The following is a 22,616-nucleotide window of genomic DNA, read 5'->3' on the forward strand; positions in this document are numbered from 1 at the left end:
CTCCCGGATCCCGCGAAAAAAGTCATGCTCCGGACCGCTACTCCGTCGGCAATACCAGTATGAAGCGCGCGCCATCGCCCGGTTCCGAATCCAGCAATATGTCCCCCCCCATCGCGCGCGCCAGCCGCCGCGAGATGTAGAGCCCCAGGCCGGTCCCGCCCGGCTCGGTCGGGTCGACCCGCTCGAACTTGTCAAACACCCGGTCCTGATCCTCCGCGGCGATGCCCTTGCCTTGGTCCGCGACCACGATTCGCGCCGCGTGGGCATCGCGCTCGCCCCGAATCCAGATCGTACCGCCCGGCGGGGAATAGCGGACCGCGTTGCCGATCAGGTTCACCAATATCTGCAAACCCCGGCCGAACTCGCCACGCGCGGGCAGCAGGTCGTCCGGCCCCGGTGCATCGATCCGCACGCCGGACCGTTCAGCCCGCACCGCGAGCAGTCCCGCGGCCCGCCGGGCAATATCGGCCAGGTCGATCGCCTCGCTCCGTGCGCGGAACTCCATGCTCTCGATCGCCTGCAGGTCGACCAGATCATCGACCAGGTCCAGCAGGTGCCGGCCCGCATTGGCGATATCGCCGGCATATTCGACATAGTCCGGCTGCAACTCGGCATCGGCGCCGCGGATCGCGTCGGCCTGCGTGATGATCCGGTCGATCGGCGCCCGTAACGCAGCACCCAGCCGCGGTCCGAACCCGGTATCGCCGTCCGCCGGGATCGGTGGATCGCCGTCATCCTCGTCTACGAAACCGGCGACCCCCTCGAACCCGGCAAAGCTGCCGTCCGTCGCTGCCAGCGGTTGCCCTGACAGCCGCAGCGTGCGCGCCGGATCGCCGGCCGGGTGCGCCAGCTGGTCGCCGAACGCGTTGCCGGCCGCCATTGCCTCGATCATCGGTACGGTCCCGTCCGCCCCGGCGCGCAGCACGAAGGTCCGCGCCAGCGGCTGCCCCACCGCACCGTCCTGCGGCGGGTCCAGCCGGGTCAGCCGCAGATGCGCGTCCACCGTCCAACGCCAGTCGGCCGCGCCGCGCCCGAAATCACGCATGCGCTCGCCGTCCGGCCCGGCGAACGGCTGCCGCGACTGCGTTTCGGTCCACCCCACGATTGCCAGCGCCACCGCGTCGCCCTCCGGCGCGGCCCGTACCCACAGATCGAGGTCGCGGTCGCCGTCCGCGATGGTGACCCCGCGCGACACCACGACGCCCAGCCGCCGGACCAGCCGGACCAGCCCGGCCAGTTGCGGCACCACCAGCTTCCCGCCCGTCCTTCCCCCGGCCCGCACGTTCAGCGTCGCCAGCGGCAAATCGGCCGACGCCAGCCGTTCCTCGCGGTCGACCAGACCGTGGATCGGCGTCCGCATCGACGGCCCGCCCGCCATCATCGCCCGCGCGCCTGGGGCCCGGCGTCCAGCGCGGCGACATAGTCCGGGTCGAGCCGGTAGAGGTCGATCGCATCCTGCGCCGCCGCGTCGGACAACGCGTCATATCCCGCCATCCGGTCCACGATCGCGTCGATCGGCGCGGCTCCGTCCGGCCAGCGCAGCATCAGCGCGGCCGCCGCACTCCGATCGATCGCCGCGGCGCGCAGCAGCACCACCAGTCGCGCGCCATCGGGGTCCAGCACCATGTCCCACGCCGCCGCCATGCCGATTCCCGCGCGCAACGCCAGCCCGGCCACCGCCGCCGCCACATGCCCTTCCACCGCGAACGCCACCGTCCCGGCATCGTCGGCGATCCCGGTACGCAGCATCGCGCGCGCCAGCATGATCGCGACCGCATCATGATCCGGCACCGCCGCCGCCCCGGACAGCGCACTGCCGGTGGCCGCTGCGACCGCGCGGTCGATCGCGCCCGTCATCATCACGTCCTGCCGGTCGATCCAGTGGCGGATGGCCGCCGCGATCCGCCAGTGCAACCGGGCGCAGACGTCGATCGGCAGGTCCTCGGGCACCAGCACCGGCTCGTCGAACCGGCCCCGCCGCGCGGCATCGCGCTCCACCAGCGCCCGCGCCGCGCCTGCGACCCCGGCATCGCCATGGCGCGTCAGCCCGTCCAGCACCGGCGCGTCCACCAGCAACGGGTCCTGCGTCACCGCGATGTGCGCCTGCGTGACGAGGCGGTGCTCATCGACCCGCCGGGCCAGCACCGCAACCAGATCGGGATCGACCGGCCCATCCGCATCCAGCGCGATCCGCGCCACGCGCACCGTCATGTTGCCCAGAACCATCAGGATATGGGCAGGCAGCACCCCGGCCAGCCGCACCAGCAGGTCGCGCCGGATCCGCCCCTCGATCGTACGCGTCACCGTGGTCAGCAGCGCGCGTATCCGCGTGCGCTGCGCCTCGTCCACACGCACGGCGTCGTCGCCGAACAGGTCGCGCGCCAACGCCTCCAGCCGCACGCGGCCGGCCCGTTTGGACCGCGCCGCATCGGCCAGCACCCCCGCGGCAGGGCCGCCGGGTGCGTCAGCCAGCAATGATTCGAACGAAGCCATGCCCCGCTTTAAATGAACATCGTTAATAGCGGTTAAACCGCCGGATCCCCATGGTCTGCATCCCGCGCGGCCCCGCGCGGGGCCTGCCGCGCCGCCGCCACGAACATCGCCTGCATCCGCACGAACGATGCCAGCCCGTACAGCAGGCCCGCGGCCACCGCCCCCGTCCAGCCGGCCACCAGCGCCACCGGCATCATGCCCCACGCCAGCCCGTCGGCCTCCGCGATCCATGGCGGCCCGGCGTCGTCCGACAGCGCCGCCAGCCCGTGCAGGGCGGACCGCGTCGCCATGACACATGCGACGGCACCTGCCCCCGCCAGCAACCAGACGCCGCCCAGCGGCCACGCCAGCGCCAGCAGGCCCAGCGCCAGCGCACCCGCGCGCGCGCGCTCGATCATCGCCCCGTGGCGGATATCGGCCAGCCGCACCCGCGCCAGCCGCGCCGCCACTGCCGCCACCGGTCCGGACGACAGGCCGAAGCCGAACCCCGTCCCGACCCAGCCGGCCAACGCCAGCAGGACGCCCACCCCGGCCAGTCCGACGGACGCGATCGCGACCGGCCACGGGTCAACCGCCTTGCGCGCCAGCCACCCCGCGACCGGCCCGTCCACCAGCGCGAACAGCCAGCGTCGCGGCCAGCGGCCTGCCGGCACGCGCGATCCGCGCAGCAACTGGCGGTCCAGCCCGTCCAGCGCCTGATGGCGGATCGCGATCCGTGGCCGCCCATCCGCCGCCGGCGCACATGCCACCCGCCGCGCGCCCGCCTGTACCGCGCGGCGCAGCAACGTCGATTGCGCGTCCCAGTCGCCCAGCATCGCCGCGGTCGACCGCACCGCCGCCCCATCCAGCACGCCCAGCCCGGCCCAGCGGCACTGCGCGTCGATTCGTTCATATTCCACCGTGTCCGGCTGGTCCGGCACCGTCATCAGCGCGGGGGCCGGCTGCATCGCCAGCATATCCAGCATCACCTGATCGGCGACGCACCCGTCGGCGATCAGCAACAGCCGTTCGTCGGGGTGGAACCGGTCCGCCGCATCGCCGATCGTCCGCGCGACCTCGATCGACACGCCGTCGCGCCGCAACCGGTCCAGCGCCGCAGTCAGCGCGGACGGCATCCGTTCGACCAGCAGCACCAGATGCGTCGCGCCCGCGCCGACCGCCTGTCGCGCCTGATGCTCCACCACCGTTCGCCCGAGCAGCGGCAGGGTCGCACGCAACCCGTCGCCCGCCGCCCCCGCGCCGGTGGCCGTTTCGATCGCGATGATGAGCGCAGCCAGCGCCAAGCCGTCGTCCTTCCCGCAGGTCGCGGGATCACCCGCATCGGCCGCAGCGATAGGCGGATCGACCGCCGCTTGCCAACCCGCTGTCGCAAAGCGAGCGGTCTCGGAGACTGTGGCCCGGTAAGAGCCGGCTTAAAGCAGGATGATTTCCCTAAAAACCGTGCATCCGGAGCGCAGTCGAGGGACCCGTCGAGGGACCCGTCGAGCGCAGCCGAGACGGCCAACAGCGCCCCTCGGCTACGCTCGGGGAACGTACCTCGGCTGCGCTCGGCCTGAACGGACTTTGCAATGGACCAACCAGAACGCATCGCATTCTAACGGCGTCGCGTCTCTGCTGTCGCACGGTCCCGCTTGGAACAGCCCAGCCACACGCGGCGTCAGCCGATGGCGTCGCGCACCGCATCCAGTGCGGCGGGGTCGCCCGGCGCCGCGCGTCCGGCCGCATCCGCCGCCATCATCAGGTCGATCGCGCCGAAACTGGCGGCCAGCCCTTTCAGTCGCCACGCGGCCTGTTCCCACTGACCGGCATCGCGCGCACGGCCGAGCGCAACGATCATAGTCGCCGCACTGTCCAGGAAAGCCACGCGCAATTCGTCGGCCAGCGCGGGATCGTCACCGATCGCCGCCGACAAAGCCGCTTCCAATACTCCGGGATCGTAAACCATGCGGTCATCGCTAGCGCCCGGCAGGTTAAGCAACCGTTACCACCACCTTCCCCCCGTAACGAAATCTGGTAGACCGGCGAAATGGGCATGGGGGCAAGATGGGGCGCACCCCGCGATGGCGACATCGTGGAGGATGCGGTGGAGGCCGAACCGGCCCCAGTGATCGACAGGTCCGACGCGGCGCTGCCGACGGACGACATGGGCGAGGTCGCCCAAGCGGCAGCCGGCCCGCGACCCTGGCTGGCCCTGCTGCCGATCGCGGTGGCCGGGCTCTGGCTGCTCTACACGTTGCTGACCGCCGCCGGAATCGCACCGCCGCCGCCGCCCGCAGTCGTCGCCGCCATGCTGCCGACGCTTGCCCCGCTCATCCTGGCGTTGCTGCTTTATATCGTCGTCGCGCGTGGCGGGCATGGCGAGGCACGGCGCTTCCGCCGCGTCGCCGGGCATATGCAACGCGAAACGCTGGCGCTCGAAGCGGTACTGGCCCGGATGGCCGACATGATCGCCGACCAGAACCGCCTGCTGGCGGATCAGGCCGCGCAACTCGTCGCGCTGGGCGATGAGACCGCAGACCGGATCGGCGCGATCCGCAGCGGTTTTACCCAGGATAGCGCGACCTTTACTGAACAGGGTGCGGCGCTGGCGCGCGCCACGGATGCCGCCCGCATCGATCTGGGCGTTATCCTGGCGGATCTGCCACGGATCGATGCGCAGGTGCGCGGCCTGTCCGATCGGCTGCGCGACACCGGGCTGTCCGCGCATGAACAGGCCGGTGCGCTCGATGCGCAACTCGTCGCGATCGTCGATCACGCGCGCGATGCAGATCAGGTCGCCGGGGCCGCGGCGCAACGCCTCGCCGCGCATCTCGCCCGGGTCGAGGGAGTGAGCGACGTCGCCGCCGAACGCATCGACGCGGCGGGCACGCGCATGGCCGCCACGGCGGACCGCACCCTGGAACAGGCCGCGACCGTGCTGGATGCATTGCGCACCGCCTTGGCCGCGGAACAGGCGACGCTCACCGCGATCGTCACCGAATCGCACGCGCTGATCGGCTCGGCCGGCACCGTCGCGGTCGCCGCCGTCCGCGATCAGGTCGATCTGCTCGAAACCCGGCTTGCCGGGTTCGGCACGCGGGTCGCGCGCGAGGGGACCGCCGTCGGCGCACTTGCCGCCACGCTCACACAGGATCTCGATCGCGCCGGTGAGCGGTTCGAACGGCTGGCGCAGGACGGCGGGGCCGCGACACTTCACATCGTCGAGCAGCTCGATACGGCGCGCCTCCGGGCTGATACCGCCACGGCCGCGATCGATACCGGCGGCACCGCGGTCGACCGGCTGATCCAGCGTGCCGATCGCCTGACGCGGGCGATGGAACTTGTTGGCACGGCGTTGCAGGGGGCCGATCTCGCTTCTGCCCGCATCGTCGCGCGCGTGGATCAGAGCCTGCCGACGCTGTCCGGTTTCGCCGACGTCGCCGGTCACGCCGGCGACGCGCTCGATCGTTCGGGCGAGGCGATCGAGCGCAACCGCGCCGCGCTCGACGCACTGTCCGCCGGTCTCGCCCGCACCGATGCCGATACGCAGGCACTGGCGGACGCCGCGACCCCCGCGCTCATCGATGCGCTGCACCGCGTCCGTGCCGCGGCGGACGACGCCGCCGGCCATGTCCGCGCCGCCTTCGCCGCGATCGGGCCGGACGCCGGTGCGGATCTTGCCGCCGCCACCTGCGCGATCGTCGACACCACCGTCACCGCGGCGGTCGACCGCAACCTCGCATCGCTTTCCGCCGCCGCCGCCCGCGCGACCGACGCGGCGTCGGCCACTTCGGAGCATCTTGTCCACCAACTCGCCGCCATCGCCGACACCGCTTCCGCGGTCGAAGCGCGGATCGCGGCCGCACGGCAGGAAACCGCCGACGCCGATCAGGGCGACTTCGCACAGCGTGTGGCGCTTCTGATCGAAGGCCTCAATTCCACCGCCATCGATGTCACGAAGATTCTGGGGCAGGATGTCGCCGACGATGCCTGGGCTGCCTATCTCCGCGGCGATCGCGGCGTCTTCACGCGCCGCGCGGTCCGCCTGCTCGATCATGCCGATGCCCGCACCATCGCCGCGCATTATGGCGAAGACAGCGCATTCCACGATCAGGTCAATCGCTACGTCCATGATTTCGAAGCGATGCTGCGCCGCGTTCTGGCCAGCCGGGATGGTACGCCGATGGGCGTGACCCTGCTCTCGTCCGACATGGGCAAGCTTTACGTCGCGCTGGCGCAGGCCATCGAACGGCTGCGCGCCTGACGGTCAGTGCGGGCGGTAACGCGTGAAGAAGTCCAGATCGTCGGTCCCGATCCAGCCCTGCACATAATTTACGTAATATAGCCCGAACAGCACGGCCGACACGATCGTCGTCCACAGGCATGTCCGGCCGAACGCGAAGCGCGGCGGCGCGCTGTCCGCCTGCCCCGCAATCGCGGCTTCGGGCGCCGCCCCCGTCCGTAATCGGAACGGCAGCACGAAAAAGAAGCTGAGCGACCAGAACAGCGAATAGATCGCAAGGATCGACGTGAACCGCATGAAACCGTCCTGATCTTGCCTGTTGTAGACGCCGCACCGCTAACCTGGTCTGCTCGGTTTGAACCGGCGGGCCGGCACCGGCAAGTCGAAGACGACCCGTCCGGCGCAACATCCACGCTGTACCGCTGCCCGGACGCAATCTGGGATCCCGCTGCCTGTCCACGCGACGGTAGAAGCGGGATCCCGGATCCGGTTCGGGACGACGCGCACCACAGGACCCGCCCCACGGTCCGCCCCGAAGCGAACCGCAGCAGCCTCCTCAGACCCGAATGACCGACACGTCCACGACCGGCTTCTTGCCCGTCCAGTCCGACGCCGCGCGCCGCACGGACAGCCGGATCTTCTCGTTCAGCCGTGCCGCGTCGCGCTGACCGTTGCGCGCCGCTTCCTGCACCGCGCCACGCATCTCGACCAGGAAATCGTCGCGGTCTTCCTCCACCGGCATGCCTTGGATGGTCACGCCCGGCTCGCCCACAATCCCGCCCTGCTTGTTCAGCGCGATCGCGATCGTGATGATGCCGTTCTGCGCGATCCGGCGGCGCTCGTTCAGCGCGGCGCCGTCCGCCGGCAGGATCACGTCGCCGTCCAGCACAAGCCGGCCGACCTTTTCATGGCCGACCAGCGCCGGGCCGTTCGGCGCGAGCCGCAACATCGTCCCGTTGGTCTGCACCACGCCCTTGGCGATGCCGTTGTCCACCGCGAACCGGGCATGTTCGGCCAGATGCCGCATCTCGCCATGCACCGGCACGATGATCTCGGGCCGGATCCATTCGTACATCTGCTGCAGTTCCGGCCGACCGGGGTGACCCGACACATGCACGAACGCCTCGCGATCGGTGACCAGATGGACACCCTTCTGCGCCAGCCGGTTCTGGATGCGGCCGACTGCCACCTCATTGCCGGGGATCTGGCGCGACGAGAATATGACCGTGTCGCCCTGCGACAGCTTGATCTGGTGACTGTTGGTCGCGACCCGCGCGAGGGCGGCCCGGTCCTCGCCCTGTCCGCCCGTGGCGATGATCAGCAGCTCGGACGGCGGCACCCGCATCGCCGAATCGAAATCCAGCGTCTCGGGGAAGCCCTTCATATAGCCGGTCGCACGCGCGACCTTCAGGATGCGGTCGAGCGACCGGCCGGCCACGCACACTTTGCGGCCTGTCGCCACTGCGACCTCGCCCAGCGTCTGCACGCGCGCCGCGTTCGACGCGAAGCTCGTGACCATCACGCGGCCCTTGGCCTTGCCGACGACATCCATCAGGCCTTCGCGCACATCCGCTTCGGAACCCGACGCCTTCTCGTTGAACACGTTCGTCGAATCGCACACCAGCGCGGTGATGCCCTTGTCGCCGATCGACCGGATCAGGTCCGGGTTGGCGGGCTGACCGACCAGCGGCTGCGGGTCGAGCTTCCAGTCGCCGCTGTGGAACACGTTGCCGAACTTGGTCTGGATGAACAGCCCGTTGGCTTCGGGAATCGAATGCGCCAGCGGTACGAACTGCACGCCGAACGGCCCGAGCTGCATCGCCCCGCCGACCGGGATAACATGCAGCGGCACCTTGCGCGCAAGGCCTTCTTCTTCCAGCTTGCCGCGGATCAGCCCGGCCGTAAACGGCGTGGCATAGATCGGCACCCCAAGGTCCGCCGCCAGATACGGGATCGCGCCGATATGATCCTCATGCCCGTGCGTGATGACCAGCCCGACCAGATCTTTGGCGCGCTTCTCGATGAAATCGAGGTCGGGCAGGATCACGTCGATACCGGGGAACTGCGGATCGGCAAAGGTCAGGCCCAGATCCACCATCAGCCATTTACCCTGCGTCCCGTACAGGTTCACGTTCATGCCGATCTCGCCCGACCCACCAAGGGCCAGGAACAACAACTCATTTCCGGGTTTCGTCACGCGTCTCTTCTCTCTTCACTATGCGCGTTCCCGCCGTCGAACCCATGACGAGGACGACGGCGTGGGGAACGGCGGTCAATCGCGGCGCAGCCGCTCGTACATCAGGCCTAGGCCCTGGATCGTCAGGTCGGGTTCGATCGCGTCGAACACCGATGTATGCTTGTCGAACAAAGTGGCAAGCCCGCCGGTTGCGATCACCTTGACCGGTCGCCCGATCTCCGTCCGCATGCGCGCCACCAGGCCCTCGATCATCGCGATATACCCCCAGTATATCCCGATCAGCATCTGGTCCTCGGTATTGCGCCCGATCAGGCTGTCCGTCGTCGGTGCCGCAATGGCAATCCGCGGCAGGCGCGCCGCCGCAGCGACCAGCGCGTCGAGTGACAGGTTGATACCGGGCGCGATGATCCCGCCCTTGTAGGCACCCTCGTAATCGACCACGTCCAGCGTCGTCGCCGTGCCGAAATCGATGACGATACAATCGCCGGGATGCAGCGCATGCGCCGCGATCGTGTTGACCGCGCGGTCGCCACCCACCGACCGCGGCTCGTCGACGTCCAGCGCGATGCCCCACTCGACCGGCGCCCGCCCGGCAACTAACGCCGTCGTTTCGAAATATTTCTGCGCCAGCACCTCCAGATTATGCAGCGCACGCGGCACGACGGTACACAGCATGACCGCCTCGACATCGCTGCGGGCGAACCCTTCCATGGTCAGCAACTGGTGGAGCCAAACCGCATATTCGTCCGCGGTCCGGCGCGGATCGGTCGCGATGCGCCAGCGCGTTACGATCCGCCGCCCATCGAGCAGCGCGAACACGACATTGGTATTCCCGGCATCGATCGCAAGCAGCATGACCTCCACCTTAGCCCATCTCGCACGCAAGGTGTACCGCTTTGATTACGCGCCGCGCGACACGAAGCGCACGGCCGGTTGATCCAGCCGGCGAGAAGGCAGTTGCGGACTCGCCTACCCCTCCAATTTCGTGGCTTCCGCACCCGAAACCGGACCTGGGCTTCCACCACCACTTCCGATCGCCCCGCCCCGAGCCCGTTCCAAGCGGATCAGTCTATCCCCCGCCAACGTAACGAGGACAGACCAGACATCGACATCGCTATCCCGAACACAGTCGGGCGGCTTCCGGAATGCAGCGAAGACACGCCCCGGCGTCAGAATGGGGTATCCGACGCCCGACGTCGTCACGAGCAGAAGGGGGTTGATCAGAACCGTCTATCCCAAACGAAGTCCAAGTGTCCGTCCATCGGAGTCGAAACGGCCACCAACACTTCCCGGCCACGCACTACGGACGTGCCCCGACCACGCATGGGATGAATGGATCCGGCAGTGGTTCAAACAACACCCCTCCCGACCTGAACCCGCTTTCCGACCTGCTTAACATTCACCATTCGGCGCTGTGTCATCGAGAACTGCACCAGAGCGATCACAGCCAGACCCGGATATTCACCCCGCCCCGCCCCGCCCCGCGCAGGCGCAGGCGCAGGATCACAGGTGGTATCGTTCGTGGTCCTAATCCTTGCTGGCGGGCGGGGGGTAGAAGCGCACGCAGTTGAACCGGCGTTCCCGCCCAGACCAGGATCGCTGCGGCCAATTAACGTGGATCCGATTCCGTTTGGTTCGAGCCTGTCGAGAACCCGGCACCGAGGTGGTGCCGAGCTCGAAACAGGCCGACGGGAGCGTCAACCTGCGTGATATGTCAGGCCTCGCTCATGACGGTCCGTCTTTCAGCGCAGGCCCGAAGATCGCAGCGAAGGCCACTCAGCGTACGCCTGATGGCATGTGCTCCGGGCGTAGGCTCAACCCACGATATCCCAGCAGAGCGATCGGCATCTGCCTCGCACCCGCCGTTCCGCTTCGCCATCACCCGCCCATTACAACAGGAAAACGTCCCCCGCATGCACTGTACGCACCGTCTCCGCGGTGCGCAGCAACAGCCCCCCGTCGCGGTCCAGCCCCGCGAACAGCCCGTCGACCGCCGTGTTGCCGCTTCGAACGCGCAGCGCCGCCCCGATCGGATGCGCCGCCGCCAGCCAGCGCTGCCGCACCGGCTCCAGCCCCGCCGATCGCCAGGTCGCGATCCAGTAGGTCATCAGATCGGCGAGGATATCGAGGAAGTCCGCCGGTGTCGGCGCGGTGCCGATCAGGCTCGCCACCGAGACGGTCGCGCGATCGGCAATCGACGGCGCCGAACGAAGATTGACTCCGAACCCGACGACGACCGCATCGCCCTGTCGTTCCAGCAGGATTCCCGACAGCTTGGCATCCCCAACGACCAAATCGTTCGGCCATTTGATCCGGACGTCCAGTCCCGGCACCGCCACCGTGACACTCTCGTGCAGCGCCACCGCCGCGACCAGCGCCAGCGTCGGCGCAGGTGGATCGCCGGGGTGGACCCGGACCAGCGTCGATGCGGACAGGTTACCCGTATCGGAAGACCAGGCCCGGCCCTGCCGTCCACGCCCGCTGATTTGGCGCTCGGCCCGGATCCAGCATCCCTCGCTCGCCCCGTCCCGGGCGCGCGCCATCATGTCGTCGTTGGTCGATCCGGTCTCGGCGACCGTCTCGACCCGGGGCGTCAGAACAGCGCCTTCGCGGCGTTCAGCGCCAGCAGACCCAACGGCCCGATCATCAGGTAACCAAGCGGCGAGACCACCACCGCAGCGACCGCGATCAAACCACCTTCGACCCGACTGCCGCCCGGCGCGAACGCCTCGGCGGGCTCGTCGAAGTACATCGTCTTGATGATCCGCAGATAATAATAAGCGCCGATGACCGACGTCGCGATGCCGATCATCGCCAGCGGCCACAGCCCGATATCCACGACTGCATCAAACACCAGGAACTTCGGCCAGAAGCCGAACAGCGGCGGGATCCCGGCCAGCGAGAACATGAACATCGCCATCGCTGCCGCCAGGGCAGGTCGCGTCCGCGACAGGCCCGACAGGCTCGCAATCGTCTCGACCGGCGCACCGCGTGCATTGCGCATCTGCAACACTACCAGGAACGCACCCAGCGTCATTGCGACATACACCGCCATGTAGGTGAGCACCGCCGACACGCCGAGCGCCGTGCCCGGAACCAGCCCGAACAGCGCGAACCCGACATTGTTGATCGAAGAATAGGCCAGCAGCCGCTTGATGTTGCTCTGCCCGATCGCCGCCACACCGCCGAGGATGGTGGAGGCGAGCGCACAGAAGATCACGATCTGCCGCCACTCCTCGGTCGCCGGCCCCATCGCCTCGATCGCGACGCGCAGCAGCAGCGCCATCGCCGCCACCTTCTGCGCGGTCGCGAACAGCGCGGTCACGGGGGTCGGCGCACCTTCATAGACGTCGGGCGTCCACATGTGGAACGGCACGGCGGAAATCTTGAACGCGAGACCGGCGAACACGAACACCAGACCGAACAGCCGCCCGAGGCGAACCGGCTCCTCGGCCGGGGTCCCGAACACCGCGGCAATGCCACCGAAATCCGTCGTGCCCGTGAAGCCGTACACCAGCGAGATACCATAGAGCAGGATGCCGGACGCCAGCGCGCCCAGCACGAAATACTTCAGTCCCGCCTCCGCCGAACGCGTATCGCGGCGCATGAACGACGCCAGCACATAGGCGGCCAGACTCTGCAGCTCCAGACCGACATAGAGCGTCAGCAGGTCGCCGGCCGACACCATCATGCCCATGCCGACCGCCGACAGAAGGATGAGCACCGGATATTCCGCGCGCATCGATCCGCCGTCCGCAAAGAAGCGCGGCGCGATGATGATCCCGACCGCACAGGCGATATAGATCAGCAGCTTGGCGAAGGCGGCGAACGCGTCCGCCTGGTACAGCCCGCCGAAACCGGGCCCGCCCTGACCCGCGGGGCCAAGCAGCAGGAACGCCGCCGCCGTCAGCAGCGCGACCGATGCGATGCTGATCGCGCGGGTGGCCGTGTCACCGCCCCATGCGCACCACAGCAGCAGCGCGATGGCGCCCACCGACAACAACAGTTCGGGCGCCGTCAGCGCGATTGAGGACAAGGTCGACATCAGTGCGCTCCGCCATGTTCGGCTGCGTGGGCGGGTTCGGCTGCGTGGGCGGGAGCTATGGCGCGTCCGGCGGTCGGCTGCGCGTCGCTCGACGGGCGCGCCCGGTCGAGCCGCGTCAACACAAAGCCGACATCCTTGGCCATCGGTGCCATGAAGCTCTGCGGATAGACGCCCATCCACAGGACGACCGCCGCGATCGGCACGAGCAGCGCATATTCGCGCATGCTCAGGTCGGTCATGGCGGCCACGTCCGGCTTCTCGAGCGGACCGTAGACGACCCGGCGGTAGAGATAGAGCATATATGCCGCACCCAGGATGATCCCGGTCACCGCGACGAAGCCCGCGATGCTGCTGATCTGGTAAACGCCCATCATCGCCAGGAACTCGCCGACGAAGCCCGACGTACCCGGCAACCCGACCGAAGCCATGGTGAACAGCAGGAACAGCAACGCATAGGCCGGCATGTTCTGCGCGACCCCGCCGTACCGGTCGATCTCCCGCGTATGCAGCCGGTCGTAGACCACACCGACGCAGAGGAAGAGTGCGCCGGATACGAGGCCATGGCTCAGCATAACCATCAGGCTGCCCTCGAGCCCCTGACGGTTGAACGCGAACAGCCCGAACGTCACGAACGCCATGTGTGCGACGGACGAATAGGCAATCAGCTTCTTCATGTCGCTCTGCACCAGGGCCACAAGCGAGGTGTACACGATCGCCACCATACTCAGCCCCAGCACCAGCCAGACCAGCTGCGCGGACGCCTCCGGAAACATTGGCAGCGAGAAACGGATAAAGCCGTAGCCACCCATCTTCAGCAGCACGCCCGCCAGGATCACCGATCCTGCGGTCGGCGCCTGGACGTGCGCGTCCGGCAACCAGGTATGGACCGGCCACATCGGCATTTTCACCGCGAAAGAGGCGAAGAACGCTAGGAACAGCCAAGTTTGCGCCTGGACCGGGAAGTCGTGCGCCATGAGGGCGGGCACCGACGTCGTCCCGGCCTCGCGCGCCATCCACAGCATCGCGACCAGCATCAGGACCGAACCCAGCAGCGTGTACAGGAAGAACTTGTAACTGGCGTAGATCCGCTCCGCACCGCCCCAGATGCCGATGATGAGGTACATCGGAATCAGTCCGGCCTCGAAGAAAATATAGAACAGGAACAGGTCCTGCGCCGCGAACACGCCGATCATCAGCGTTTCCATCAACAGGAACGCCGCCATATATTCCGGCACCCGCTTGGTGATCGCGATCCAGCTTGCCCCGATGCAGATCGGCATCAGGAACACCGACAGCATGATGAGCATCAGCGCGATGCCGTCGATCCCCATCGCCCAGGCGAAACGCCCGAACACCGGCGCATATTCCTGGAACTGCCACTGCGCGCCGCCGACGTCGAACGATGTCCACAACAGCACGCCCAGCGCGAAGTCGATCAGCGTGGCGGCCAGCGCCAGCCAGCGCGCGGTCGCTGCCTTCTGCTCCGGTGCGCCCGGCATCAGCAGGCAGAGCACCGCCGCGACCGCAGGGACCGCGATCATGATCGATAGGATGGGAAACCCGAGCACGTTCACTTCACCCCCGCCGTGGCCCGGACCATGCCCGAAGCGCGCGTCGCCTTTACCATACCCATTGCAATGGCCGACATGCCAGTCACCGCGTCATCGCCCAGGTCGCCGCGGCCGCAAGGCCCAGCAGCATGACCAGCGCATAGGTGTAGAGATAACCGGACTGCAACCGCCGGGTCAGCACGCCGCCGCCGACCACCAGCCGGGCGAGCCCGTTCGGCCCGAACCGGTCGATCGTCCCCTGATCGCCGCGCTTCCACAGCATCCGACCGATCGCAAAGGCCGGCCGCACGAACAGGAACGCGTACAACTCGTCAAAATACCATTTGTTGAGCAGGAAGGCATACAACCCGCCAAAGGTGGCAGCGACCCGCCCCGGAATGCTGGTGTTCAACACATAGGCCCAGAGCGCAAGCAGGAAACCGACGGCCATCGCGACCGTGGCGGACAGTTTCACCCATTCCGGCACGCCGTGCATCGCATGCATCAGATGTTCGTTGAAAGCGAGGCTGCCCGACCAGAAGGCCGCGCCATGTTCGGCGCCGATGAACGGCTCGTGGAACACGAAGCCGGCGAAGACCGCGCCGATCGTCAGCACGACCAGTGGCACCAGCATCGGCCACGGGCTCTCATGCGGATGATAACCCGCCGTCCCGGTCGCCACATCGTGCGAGCCAGCGTCATGGGCATGCGGCGCATGGCCGGCGTCCTCGGCCGCGGCCGGGTCGTCATGGCCATGCGTCGCGTCATGTCCATGACCGTGCGCATCGTGCACCGCATGCTGGATATGCTCTGACCCGGCCCAGCGCGGCGCGCCGAAGAAGGTCAGGAACATCAGCCGCCACGAATAGAAACTGGTCAGCAGCGCTGCGAACACGCCCACCCCGAACGCGATCTGCCCCGCATCACTGCCGGCGGCATAGGTCGCCTCGATGATCGCGTCCTTGGAATAGAAGCCCGCGAAGCCGAACACCTCCGCAACGCCGACCCCGGTGATGGCCAACGTCCCGGCCAGCATCGCCCAGAAAGTGATCGGAATCGATTTCCGCAGGCCACCGTAGAACCGCATGTCCTGCTCATGATGCATCGCATGGATAACTGAACCGGCCCCCAGGAACAGCAGCGCCTTGAAGAAGGCATGCGTGAACAAGTGGAACATCGCCGCACCATACGCCCCGACGCCCGCGGCGAAGAACATGTAGCCCAGCTGCGAACAGGTCGAATAGGCGATCACGCGCTTGATATCGGTCTGCACCAGCCCAACCGTCGCAGCGAACAGAGCGGTGGCGGCCCCCACATAGGTCACCACCGTCAGCGCGGTCGGCGACACTTCGAACATCGGCGACAGGCGACACACCATGAACACGCCCGCAGTCACCATCGTGGCCGCGTGGATCAGCGCGGAGACCGGCGTCGGCCCCTCCATCGCGTCCGGCAGCCAGGTATGCAGCCCGAGCTGCGCCGACTTGCCCATCGCGCCGACGAACAGCAGCAGGCAGAGCACGGTCATCGTGTCGAACCGGCCGCCCAGGAACCCGATCGTCGATCCGGCCATGCCCGGCGCCGCCGCCAGGATCGCCGGGATCGACACGGTGCCGAACACGAGAAACGTCCCGAAGATACCCAGCGAGAAACCGAAATCACCCACGCGATTGACCACGAACGCCTTGATCGCCGCCGCGTTCGCGCTCGGCTTCCTGTACCAGAAGCCGATCAGCAGATAGGACGCCAACCCGACGCCTTCCCAGCCGAAGAACATCTGGATCAGATTGTCCGACGTCACCAGCATCAGCATGGCGAAGGTGAACAGCGACAGGTAGGCGAAGAACCGCGGCTGATCCGGGTCCTCCGCCATATAGCCCCAGCTATACAGGTGGACGAGCGCCGATACCGACGTGATGACGACCAGCATGACGGCAGTCAGCGCATCGACGCGCAACGCCCAGTCGACCGCCAGATCGCCCGACCGGATGAACGGCAGCACGGTCTCGACATGCGCGGTCATCGTGCCGCCCAGGAAACCCAGAAAAATCGGCCAGCTGAGCGCGCAGGCGGCGAACAGCCCGGCGGTGGTGATGAGCTTCGACGGCACGGCGCCGATCATTCGCTGGCCCAGGCCCGCGACGATGGCTGCCAGCAACGGCAGGAAGACGATGACGGCAATCACGGTGCGAACTACCCCTTCATCCGGTTGACGTCGTCAACCAGGATCGTGCCGCGTCCGCGGAAATAGATGACGAGGATGGCGAGACCGATCGCAGCCTCGCCGGCGGCCACGGTCAGCACGAACATCGCGAACACCTGCCCCACCAGATCGCCGAGATAGGCGGAGAAGGCGACCAGGTTGATATTCACGCTCAGCAGGATCAGCTCGATCGCCATCAGGATGATGATGATGTTCTTCCGGTTCAGGAAGATGCCGAACACGCCCATCGAAAACAGGATGGCCGATACCACCAGGAAATGCTGGATCCCGATCACAGCGTCACTCCCTTGCCCGACGGCTGATCCGATACGTTGCGCACCGCATCCTGCGGCCGGCGCTGGTTCTGACGGCTGATATTCTGCGCTCGCACGCCGCTCCGTGTCCGGTGGGTCAGCACGATCGCACCGATCATCGCGACCAGCAGCACCAGTCCGGCTGCCTCGAAGATATACAGATATCGCGTGTAGAGCAGCGTACCGAGCGCCTGGATGTTGGACATGCCTTCCGGCGTGGGCGACGTCGCCGCACCCAGCCCGATGCCGCCAGCATTCCAGGCACCCACCGCGAAGATGATCTCCACCGCCAGCACGATGACCAGCAGCACGCCGAACGGCAGATAGCGCCCGAAGCCGGCGCGCAGCTCGGAAAAGTCGATATCCAGCATCATGACGACGAACAGGAACAGCACAGCCACCGCGCCGACGTACACGATGACGAGTAGCATCGCGATGAACTCCGCCCCCACCAGCACCATGAGGCCTGCGGCGTTGAAGAACGCCAGGATGAGCCACAACACCGAATGGACCGGGTTTCGCGCGACGATCGTCAACGCGCCTGACGCGATGACCAGCGTGGCGAACAGGTAGAAGGCGATCGTCTGGATCAAAGCGAAACGGTCCTCAAACCGGTGGGCGTCCGACCCGCGCCGCCTTCCGTTACGGACGACGGCGCGGGAGTCGAGCGGGCCTTAGCGGTAGGGCGCGTCGGCGGCAAGGTTCGCCGCGACGGCACGCTCCCACCGGTCGCCATTCGCCAGCAGCTTGGCCTTGTCGTAGATCAGTTCTTCGCGGGTCTCGGTCGAATATTCGAAGTTCGGACTTTCCACCACTGCATCGACCGGGCAGGCTTCCTGGCACAGGCCGCAGAAGATGCACTTGGTCATGTCGATGTCATAGCGTGTCGTGCGGCGGCTGCCGTCGTCGCGCGGCTCCGCCTCGATCGTGATCGCCTGCGCCGGGCATACCGCCTCGCACAGCTTGCACGCGATGCAGCGCTCCTCACCATTCGGATAGCGTCGCAGGACGTGCTCGCCGCGGAACCGCGGGCTCAGCGGGTTCTTCTCGTACGGGTAGTTGATCGTCGCCTTTGGCTTGAAGAAATACTTCAGCGTCAGCGTGTGCGCCTTGAGAAACTCCCAGAGCGTGAACGATTTAACGAGATACGCGATACCCATCAGCTATACCTTGTCAGCATGAGGTATCCCGACACCAGGAACACCCAGAACAGCGAAATCGGCAGAAAGATCTTCCAGCCCAGCCGCATCAACTGGTCGTAGCGATAGCGCGGAACCGTCGCCTTCACCCAGCTGAATATGAAGAAGAATATGAGGATCTTGGCGAACAGCCAGATGATCCCGGGCACCATGTAGAGCGGCGCCCAATCCACCGGCGGCAACCAGCCACCCCAGAACAGGACAGCGTTCAGTGCGCACATCAGCAGCACGTTGCCATATTCGCCAAGCCAGAAGAGCGCGAAGCTCATCGACGAATATTCGGTCTGGTACCCGGCGACGAGCTCGCTTTCCGCCTCGGTCAGATCGAACGGCGCGCGCGCCGTCTCCGCCATCGACGAGATCAGGAACATCACTGCCATCGGGAACAGCAGCGGATTCAGTCCGAACGCGCTGACGATACCGAAGATGTTGCCGCGCTGCGCATCGATGATGCCGCCCATGTTGAACGTGCCGGCCCACAGCACGACCGAGATCAGGATGAACCCGATCGACACTTCGTAGCTGACCATCTGCGCGGCCGCGCGCAGCGCCGAATAGAAGGGATATTTCGAGTTGGACGCCCAGCCCGCCATGATGATGCCGTACACGCCCAGTGAAGACGCCGCGAGGATGTAGAGCAGCCCGACATTGATGTCCGCCAGCACCATGTTCGGCCCGAACGGAATCACCGCCCAGGCGACCAGCGCCACCGTGAACGTCAGGATCGGCGCAATCAGGAACAGCCCGCGGTTGGCGGACGACGGAATGATCGTTTCCTTGAGGAACACTTTCAACCCGTCGGCGAACGACTGCAGCAGCCCGAACGGACCCACCACGTTCGGTCCGCGGCGCAGCGCCATCGCCGCCCAGATCTTGCGATCGGCGTAGATGATCATCGCGACGGACAGCATCAGCGGCAACGCGATCAGCAGGATGCCGACGATGGTGGCCGTGAACCACCCCGCATTATAGCCCATGCCAAGCGTATCGGCGAAGAAACCGGTCATGCCGCAAGGCCCCCATGGCGGCGCGACGTCGCGCGCGGATTGACAGGCATGGCGAAGAGCTCGCTCATTCCGCGGCCTCCGCATAGTCGTGGCCGTGGATGATCTCGTCCGAACAGCGCTGCATCGTCGGGCTGGCCCGGCAGATCGCGTTGGTCAGGTAGAAGTCCGCGATCGGCAGCCCGAAGGTGCCGGATACCGGAACCGACGGCAAGGTCGGTACGCCCCAAACATAACCGGCCAGCCCCTGCACGCCCAGCGCCGGGACCTCCGCCGTCATCGCCGCACGCAATGCCGCCAGCGTATCGAACGGCAGCGTGTGCCCCAGCGTTTCGGACAGCGCGCGGAAGATGCTCCAGTCGTCACGCGCATCGCCCGGCGGGAACACCGCCCGCTCGCCACGCTGCACGCGCCCTTCCAGGTTGACCCACGTCCCGGCCTTCTCGGCATAGGCCGCACCCGGCAGCACGATGTCCGCCGCCGCCGCGCCCTTGTCGCCGTGATGGCCGACATACACCTTGGTACTGCCGCCGAACCGCGTGAAATCGACCTCGTCCGCACCCAGCAGGAAGAGCAGCTTCGGGGCCTTTTCCGCCACCGCCGCGATGCCGCCGTCCTGCGCATAGCCGAGCATCAGCCCCGCCATCCGCGACGCCGCCATGTGCAGGACGTTATAGCCGTTCCAGTCCGGCTTGATGAGGTCCAGCGTCTCGACCAGCGCCAGCGTCGCCGCCTGCAACCCGTCGATCTTCAGCGCGCCGCCACCGACGATCACCGCCGGCCGTTCGGCACCGCCGAACGCATCGGTCACCGCCTGCGGCAGGTCGCCGAGCAGCGCGGCGTCGTTGCCGAGCCAGGTGACCGGGTAGGTCAGGTCGACCGGTTCGCCGATCGCGAACACCCGCGCGCCACGCTTCACGGCCTTGCGGATGCGCGTGTTGACCAGCGGTGCCTCCCACCGCGGGTTGGTGCCGACCAGCAGCACCGCGTCCGCCGTCTCGATCCCGGCGATCGTGGTGTTGAAATTGACCGCGGCGATACTGGACGTGTCGTAGGCGAGACCCGTCTGCCGACCTTCCAGCATGTCCGACCCGATTGCCCGCAGCAGCGCCTTGGCCGCATACATCGTCTCGGCATCGACCAGATCGCCCGCGATCGCCGCCACCGACGAACCGGCCGCATCCGCCGCCGCCTTCACCGCCGCGAACGCCTCGGCCCAGCTCGCCTTCGCCAGCTTGCCGTCACGCCGGACATAGGGGCTGTCGAGCCGCCGCCGCACGAGCCCATCGACCGCGTGGCGCGTCTTGTCCGACGCCCATTCCTCGTTCACGTCTTCGTTCAGCCGCGGCAGCGCGCGAAGCACCTGCCGACCACGGCTGTCCAGCCGGATGTTCGTGCCAACCGCGTCCATCACGTCGATCCCGTGGGTCTTCTTCAACTCCCACGGACGCGCCTCGAACGCATAGGGCTTCGACGTCAGCGCACCGACCGGGCACAGGTCGACCACATTGCCGGACAGTTCGCTCGTCGCGGCATGTTCCAGATAGGTCGTGACCTGCATGTTCTCGCCGCGGCCGATCGCGCCGATCTCCTCGACGCCCGCCACTTCCTGCGCGAACCGGACGCAGCGCGTGCACTGGATGCAGCGCGTCATGACCGTCTTGACGATCGGCCCCATATATTTTTCGGTGACCGCGCGCTTGTTCTCGTCGTAGCGGCTGTGCCCGCGGCCATAGGCCAGCGACTGATCCTGAAGGTCGCACTCGCCGCCCTGGTCGCAGATTGGGCAATCGAGCGGGTGGTTGATGAGCAGGAACTCCATCACCCCCTCGCGCGCCTTCTTCACCTTTTCGCTGGTGGTGAAGACCTCCATCTTGTCCGCCGCCGGCAGTGCGCACGACGCCTGCGGCTTGGGCGGACCCGGCTTCACCTCCACCAAGCACATCCGGCAATTGCCAGCGATGCTCAGCCGCTCATGATAGCAGAAACGCGGAATCTCCTTCCCCGCGGCTTCGCAGGCCTGGAGCACGGTGGCACCGGCCGGCACCTCCACTTCGATCCCGTCGACGGTCAGAATTGGCATGTCGTTACTCCGCCGCCACCGCGTAAGGCGCGGCACCGTTCTTTTCGATGATCCGGCGTTCGATCTCGGGGCGGAAATGCTTGATCAGTCCCTGAATCGGCCAGGCCGCCGCATCACCGAGTGCGCAGATGGTGTGGCCCTCGATCTGCCGGGTCACCTCCTCCAGCATGTCGATCTCACCGATCTCGGCATTGCCTTCGCGCAGCCGCTCCATCACGCGCCACATCCAGCCGGTGCCTTCGCGGCACGGCGTGCACTGGCCGCAGGATTCATGCTTGTAGAAATAGCTCAGTCGGCTGATCGCGCGAACGATGTCGGTCGACTTGTCCATGACGATGATCGCCGCCGTGCCCAGCCCCGAACCCAACTCACGCAGCCCGTCGAAATCCATCGGCGCATCGATGATCTGCGCGGCCGGCACCAGCGGCACCGACGATCCGCCCGGGATCACCGCCAGCAGATTGTCCCACCCACCGCGAATGCCGCCGGCATGCGTCTCGATCAGTTCGCGGAACGACACGCCCATCGCGTCCTCGACCACGCAGGGCCGGTTCACATGGCCGCTGATCTGAAATAGCTTGGTACCCTGGTTCTTCTCGCGCCCGATGCCCGCGAACCACTCCGCCCCGCGCCGCAGGATCGTCGGCGCAACCGCGATCGACTCGACATTGTTTACCGTCGTCGGGCAGCCGTAAAGGCCCACACCCGCCGGGAACGGCGGCTTCAGCCGCGGCTGGCCCTTCTTGCCCTCAATGCTTTCCAGCATCGCCGTTTCTTCGCCGCAGATGTAGGCGCCCGCCCCGCGGTGCACGAACACGTCGAAGTCGTAGCCCGACCCGCACGCATTCTTGCCGATGAACCCGCGCGCATAGGCCTGCGCCACCGCCGCGAACAGCGTCTCGGCTTCGCGGATATACTCGCCGCGAATATAAATATACGCCGCTCGCGCCCGCATGGCGAAGCCGGCGACCAGCGCGCCCTCGATCAGCTTGTGCGGATCATGGCGCAGGATCTCGCGATCCTTGCAGGACCCCGGTTCGGACTCGTCGGCGTTGATGACGAGAAAGCTCGGTTTCCCGTTCTTCGATTCCTTGGGCATGAACGACCATTTCATGCCGGTCGGGAAACCGGCACCACCACGCCCGCGCAGGCCCGAAGCCTTGATCGCGTCGATGATACCGTCCTGCCCGCGCGCCATCAGGCCTTTGGTATCGTCCCAGTCGCCGCGTTTGATCGCGGCGTCGACGCCCCAGTCCTGCTGGCCGTACAGGTTGGTGAAGATGCGATCCTTGTCGTCAAGCACGGT

Annotated in this window: 18 protein-coding genes; 1 reads left to right on the plus strand and 17 read right to left on the minus strand. The window is 67.0% G+C overall.

Annotation, left to right across the window (positions count from 1 at the left end):
• Positions 1-37: 37 nt before the first annotated feature.
• The 4 genes from BKY59_RS09770 to BKY59_RS09785 all read right to left on the minus strand — a co-directional run bounded on the left by BKY59_RS09770 (position 38) and on the right by BKY59_RS09785 (position 4,438).
• The gene (locus BKY59_RS09770) at positions 38-1,381 is read right to left on the minus strand and encodes a sensor histidine kinase (protein ID WP_076071066.1); all 1,344 of its coding nucleotides are present in this window, start codon (positions 1,379-1,381) and stop codon (positions 38-40) included.
• Positions 1,378-2,493 (minus strand): DUF2336 domain-containing protein, encoded by a 1,116-nt coding sequence (locus tag BKY59_RS09775; RefSeq protein WP_076071068.1) that lies wholly within the window; start codon positions 2,491-2,493, stop codon positions 1,378-1,380. Before BKY59_RS09775 ends, BKY59_RS09770 begins: the two co-directional genes overlap by 4 nt.
• 32 nt (positions 2,494-2,525) lie before the next feature.
• Positions 2,526-3,776: a hypothetical protein gene (locus BKY59_RS17705; protein WP_076071069.1), complete on the minus strand. Its 1,251-nt coding sequence runs from the start codon at positions 3,774-3,776 to the stop codon at positions 2,526-2,528.
• Positions 3,777-4,150: 374 nt separating this feature from the next.
• Positions 4,151-4,438, minus strand: a complete 288-nt coding sequence (locus BKY59_RS09785; RefSeq protein ID WP_076071071.1) for an Hpt domain-containing protein — start codon at positions 4,436-4,438, stop codon at positions 4,151-4,153.
• Positions 4,439-4,525: 87 nt separating this feature from the next.
• Between BKY59_RS09785 and BKY59_RS09790 the strand changes: the two genes are divergently transcribed.
• Positions 4,526-6,736 carry a hypothetical protein gene (locus BKY59_RS09790; protein WP_129586337.1) on the plus strand — a complete coding sequence of 737 codons (2,211 nt, stop codon included), beginning with the start codon at positions 4,526-4,528 and terminating at the stop codon, positions 6,734-6,736.
• A gap of 3 nt (positions 6,737-6,739) precedes the next feature.
• Here the strand turns inward: BKY59_RS09790 and BKY59_RS09795 are convergent, their stop codons facing one another.
• The 13 genes from BKY59_RS09795 to nuoF form a co-directional block, all read right to left on the minus strand.
• The gene (locus BKY59_RS09795) at positions 6,740-7,012 is read right to left on the minus strand and encodes a DUF1467 family protein (protein WP_076071074.1); all 273 of its coding nucleotides are present in this window, start codon (positions 7,010-7,012) and stop codon (positions 6,740-6,742) included.
• Between the two features lie 259 nt (positions 7,013-7,271).
• Positions 7,272-8,912 carry a ribonuclease J gene (locus BKY59_RS09800; protein ID WP_076071075.1) on the minus strand — a complete coding sequence of 547 codons (1,641 nt, stop codon included), beginning with the start codon at positions 8,910-8,912 and terminating at the stop codon, positions 7,272-7,274.
• 75 nt (positions 8,913-8,987) lie between these two features.
• Positions 8,988-9,767, minus strand: coding sequence for a type III pantothenate kinase (locus BKY59_RS09805; protein ID WP_076071077.1), 780 nt, complete (start codon positions 9,765-9,767; stop codon positions 8,988-8,990).
• Between the two features lie 1,034 nt (positions 9,768-10,801).
• The gene (locus BKY59_RS09810) at positions 10,802-11,509 is read right to left on the minus strand and encodes a biotin--[acetyl-CoA-carboxylase] ligase (RefSeq protein ID WP_276205505.1); all 708 of its coding nucleotides are present in this window, start codon (positions 11,507-11,509) and stop codon (positions 10,802-10,804) included.
• Positions 11,506-12,957, minus strand: a complete 1,452-nt coding sequence (nuoN, locus tag BKY59_RS09815) for an NADH-quinone oxidoreductase subunit NuoN (RefSeq protein WP_076071081.1) — start codon at positions 12,955-12,957, stop codon at positions 11,506-11,508. The genes BKY59_RS09810 and nuoN overlap by 4 nt, the downstream gene beginning before the upstream one ends.
• Complete coding sequence (locus BKY59_RS09820; RefSeq protein ID WP_076071267.1) at positions 12,957-14,525, minus strand: NADH-quinone oxidoreductase subunit M; 1,569 nt, start codon at positions 14,523-14,525, stop codon at positions 12,957-12,959. The genes nuoN and BKY59_RS09820 overlap by 1 nt, the downstream gene beginning before the upstream one ends.
• Positions 14,526-14,610: 85 nt before the next feature.
• The gene (gene nuoL, locus BKY59_RS09825; RefSeq protein WP_076071083.1) at positions 14,611-16,692 is read right to left on the minus strand and encodes an NADH-quinone oxidoreductase subunit L; all 2,082 of its coding nucleotides are present in this window, start codon (positions 16,690-16,692) and stop codon (positions 14,611-14,613) included.
• Positions 16,693-16,700: 8 nt separating this feature from the next.
• Entirely contained in the window at positions 16,701-17,006 is a 306-nt protein-coding gene (nuoK, locus tag BKY59_RS09830; RefSeq protein ID WP_076071085.1) for an NADH-quinone oxidoreductase subunit NuoK, read from the minus strand.
• A complete protein-coding gene (locus BKY59_RS09835) occupies positions 17,003-17,617 on the minus strand; it encodes an NADH-quinone oxidoreductase subunit J (protein WP_076071087.1) in 615 nt (204 codons plus the stop codon). The genes nuoK and BKY59_RS09835 overlap by 4 nt, the downstream gene beginning before the upstream one ends.
• 81 nt (positions 17,618-17,698) lie before the next feature.
• A complete protein-coding gene (nuoI, locus tag BKY59_RS09840) occupies positions 17,699-18,184 on the minus strand; it encodes an NADH-quinone oxidoreductase subunit NuoI (RefSeq protein WP_076071089.1) in 486 nt (161 codons plus the stop codon).
• A complete protein-coding gene (nuoH, locus tag BKY59_RS09845; RefSeq protein ID WP_076071091.1) occupies positions 18,184-19,230 on the minus strand; it encodes an NADH-quinone oxidoreductase subunit NuoH in 1,047 nt (348 codons plus the stop codon). The genes nuoI and nuoH overlap by 1 nt, the downstream gene beginning before the upstream one ends.
• Before the next feature lie 64 nt (positions 19,231-19,294).
• Positions 19,295-21,310, minus strand: coding sequence for an NADH-quinone oxidoreductase subunit NuoG (gene nuoG / locus BKY59_RS09850; RefSeq protein WP_076071093.1), 2,016 nt, complete (start codon positions 21,308-21,310; stop codon positions 19,295-19,297).
• A gap of 4 nt (positions 21,311-21,314) precedes the next feature.
• Entirely contained in the window at positions 21,315-22,613 is a 1,299-nt protein-coding gene (gene nuoF / locus BKY59_RS09855) for an NADH-quinone oxidoreductase subunit NuoF (protein WP_076071095.1), read from the minus strand.
• Positions 22,614-22,616 lie beyond the last annotated feature (3 nt).

The organism is Sphingomonas montana (assembly GCF_001956315.1).
Classification (GTDB): Bacteria; Pseudomonadota; Alphaproteobacteria; order Sphingomonadales; family Sphingomonadaceae; genus Sphingomonas_R; species Sphingomonas_R montana.

What these genes read in the sequence shown, in the direction of transcription:
- nuoN (WP_076071081.1), bottom strand. Translation starts at nt 12,957, where the DNA reads ATGTCGACCTTGTCCTCAATCGCGCTGACGGCGCCCGAACTGTTGTTG.
- nuoG (WP_076071093.1), bottom strand. Translation starts at nt 21,310, where the DNA reads ATGCCAATTCTGACCGTCGACGGGATCGAAGTGGAGGTGCCGGCCGGT.
- BKY59_RS09805 (WP_076071077.1), bottom strand. Translation starts at nt 9,767, where the DNA reads ATGCTGCTTGCGATCGATGCCGGGAATACCAATGTCGTGTTCGCGCTG.
- nuoH (WP_076071091.1), bottom strand. Translation starts at nt 19,230, where the DNA reads ATGACCGGTTTCTTCGCCGATACGCTTGGCATGGGCTATAATGCGGGG.
- BKY59_RS09795 (WP_076071074.1), bottom strand. Translation starts at nt 7,012, where the DNA reads ATGCGGTTCACGTCGATCCTTGCGATCTATTCGCTGTTCTGGTCGCTC.
- BKY59_RS09785 (WP_076071071.1), bottom strand. Translation starts at nt 4,438, where the DNA reads ATGGTTTACGATCCCGGAGTATTGGAAGCGGCTTTGTCGGCGGCGATC.
- BKY59_RS09770 (WP_076071066.1), bottom strand. Translation starts at nt 1,381, where the DNA reads ATGATGGCGGGCGGGCCGTCGATGCGGACGCCGATCCACGGTCTGGTC.
- BKY59_RS09790 (WP_129586337.1), top strand. Translation starts at nt 4,526, where the DNA reads ATGGGGGCAAGATGGGGCGCACCCCGCGATGGCGACATCGTGGAGGAT.
- nuoI (WP_076071089.1), bottom strand. Translation starts at nt 18,184, where the DNA reads ATGGGTATCGCGTATCTCGTTAAATCGTTCACGCTCTGGGAGTTTCTC.
- BKY59_RS09775 (WP_076071068.1), bottom strand. Translation starts at nt 2,493, where the DNA reads ATGGCTTCGTTCGAATCATTGCTGGCTGACGCACCCGGCGGCCCTGCC.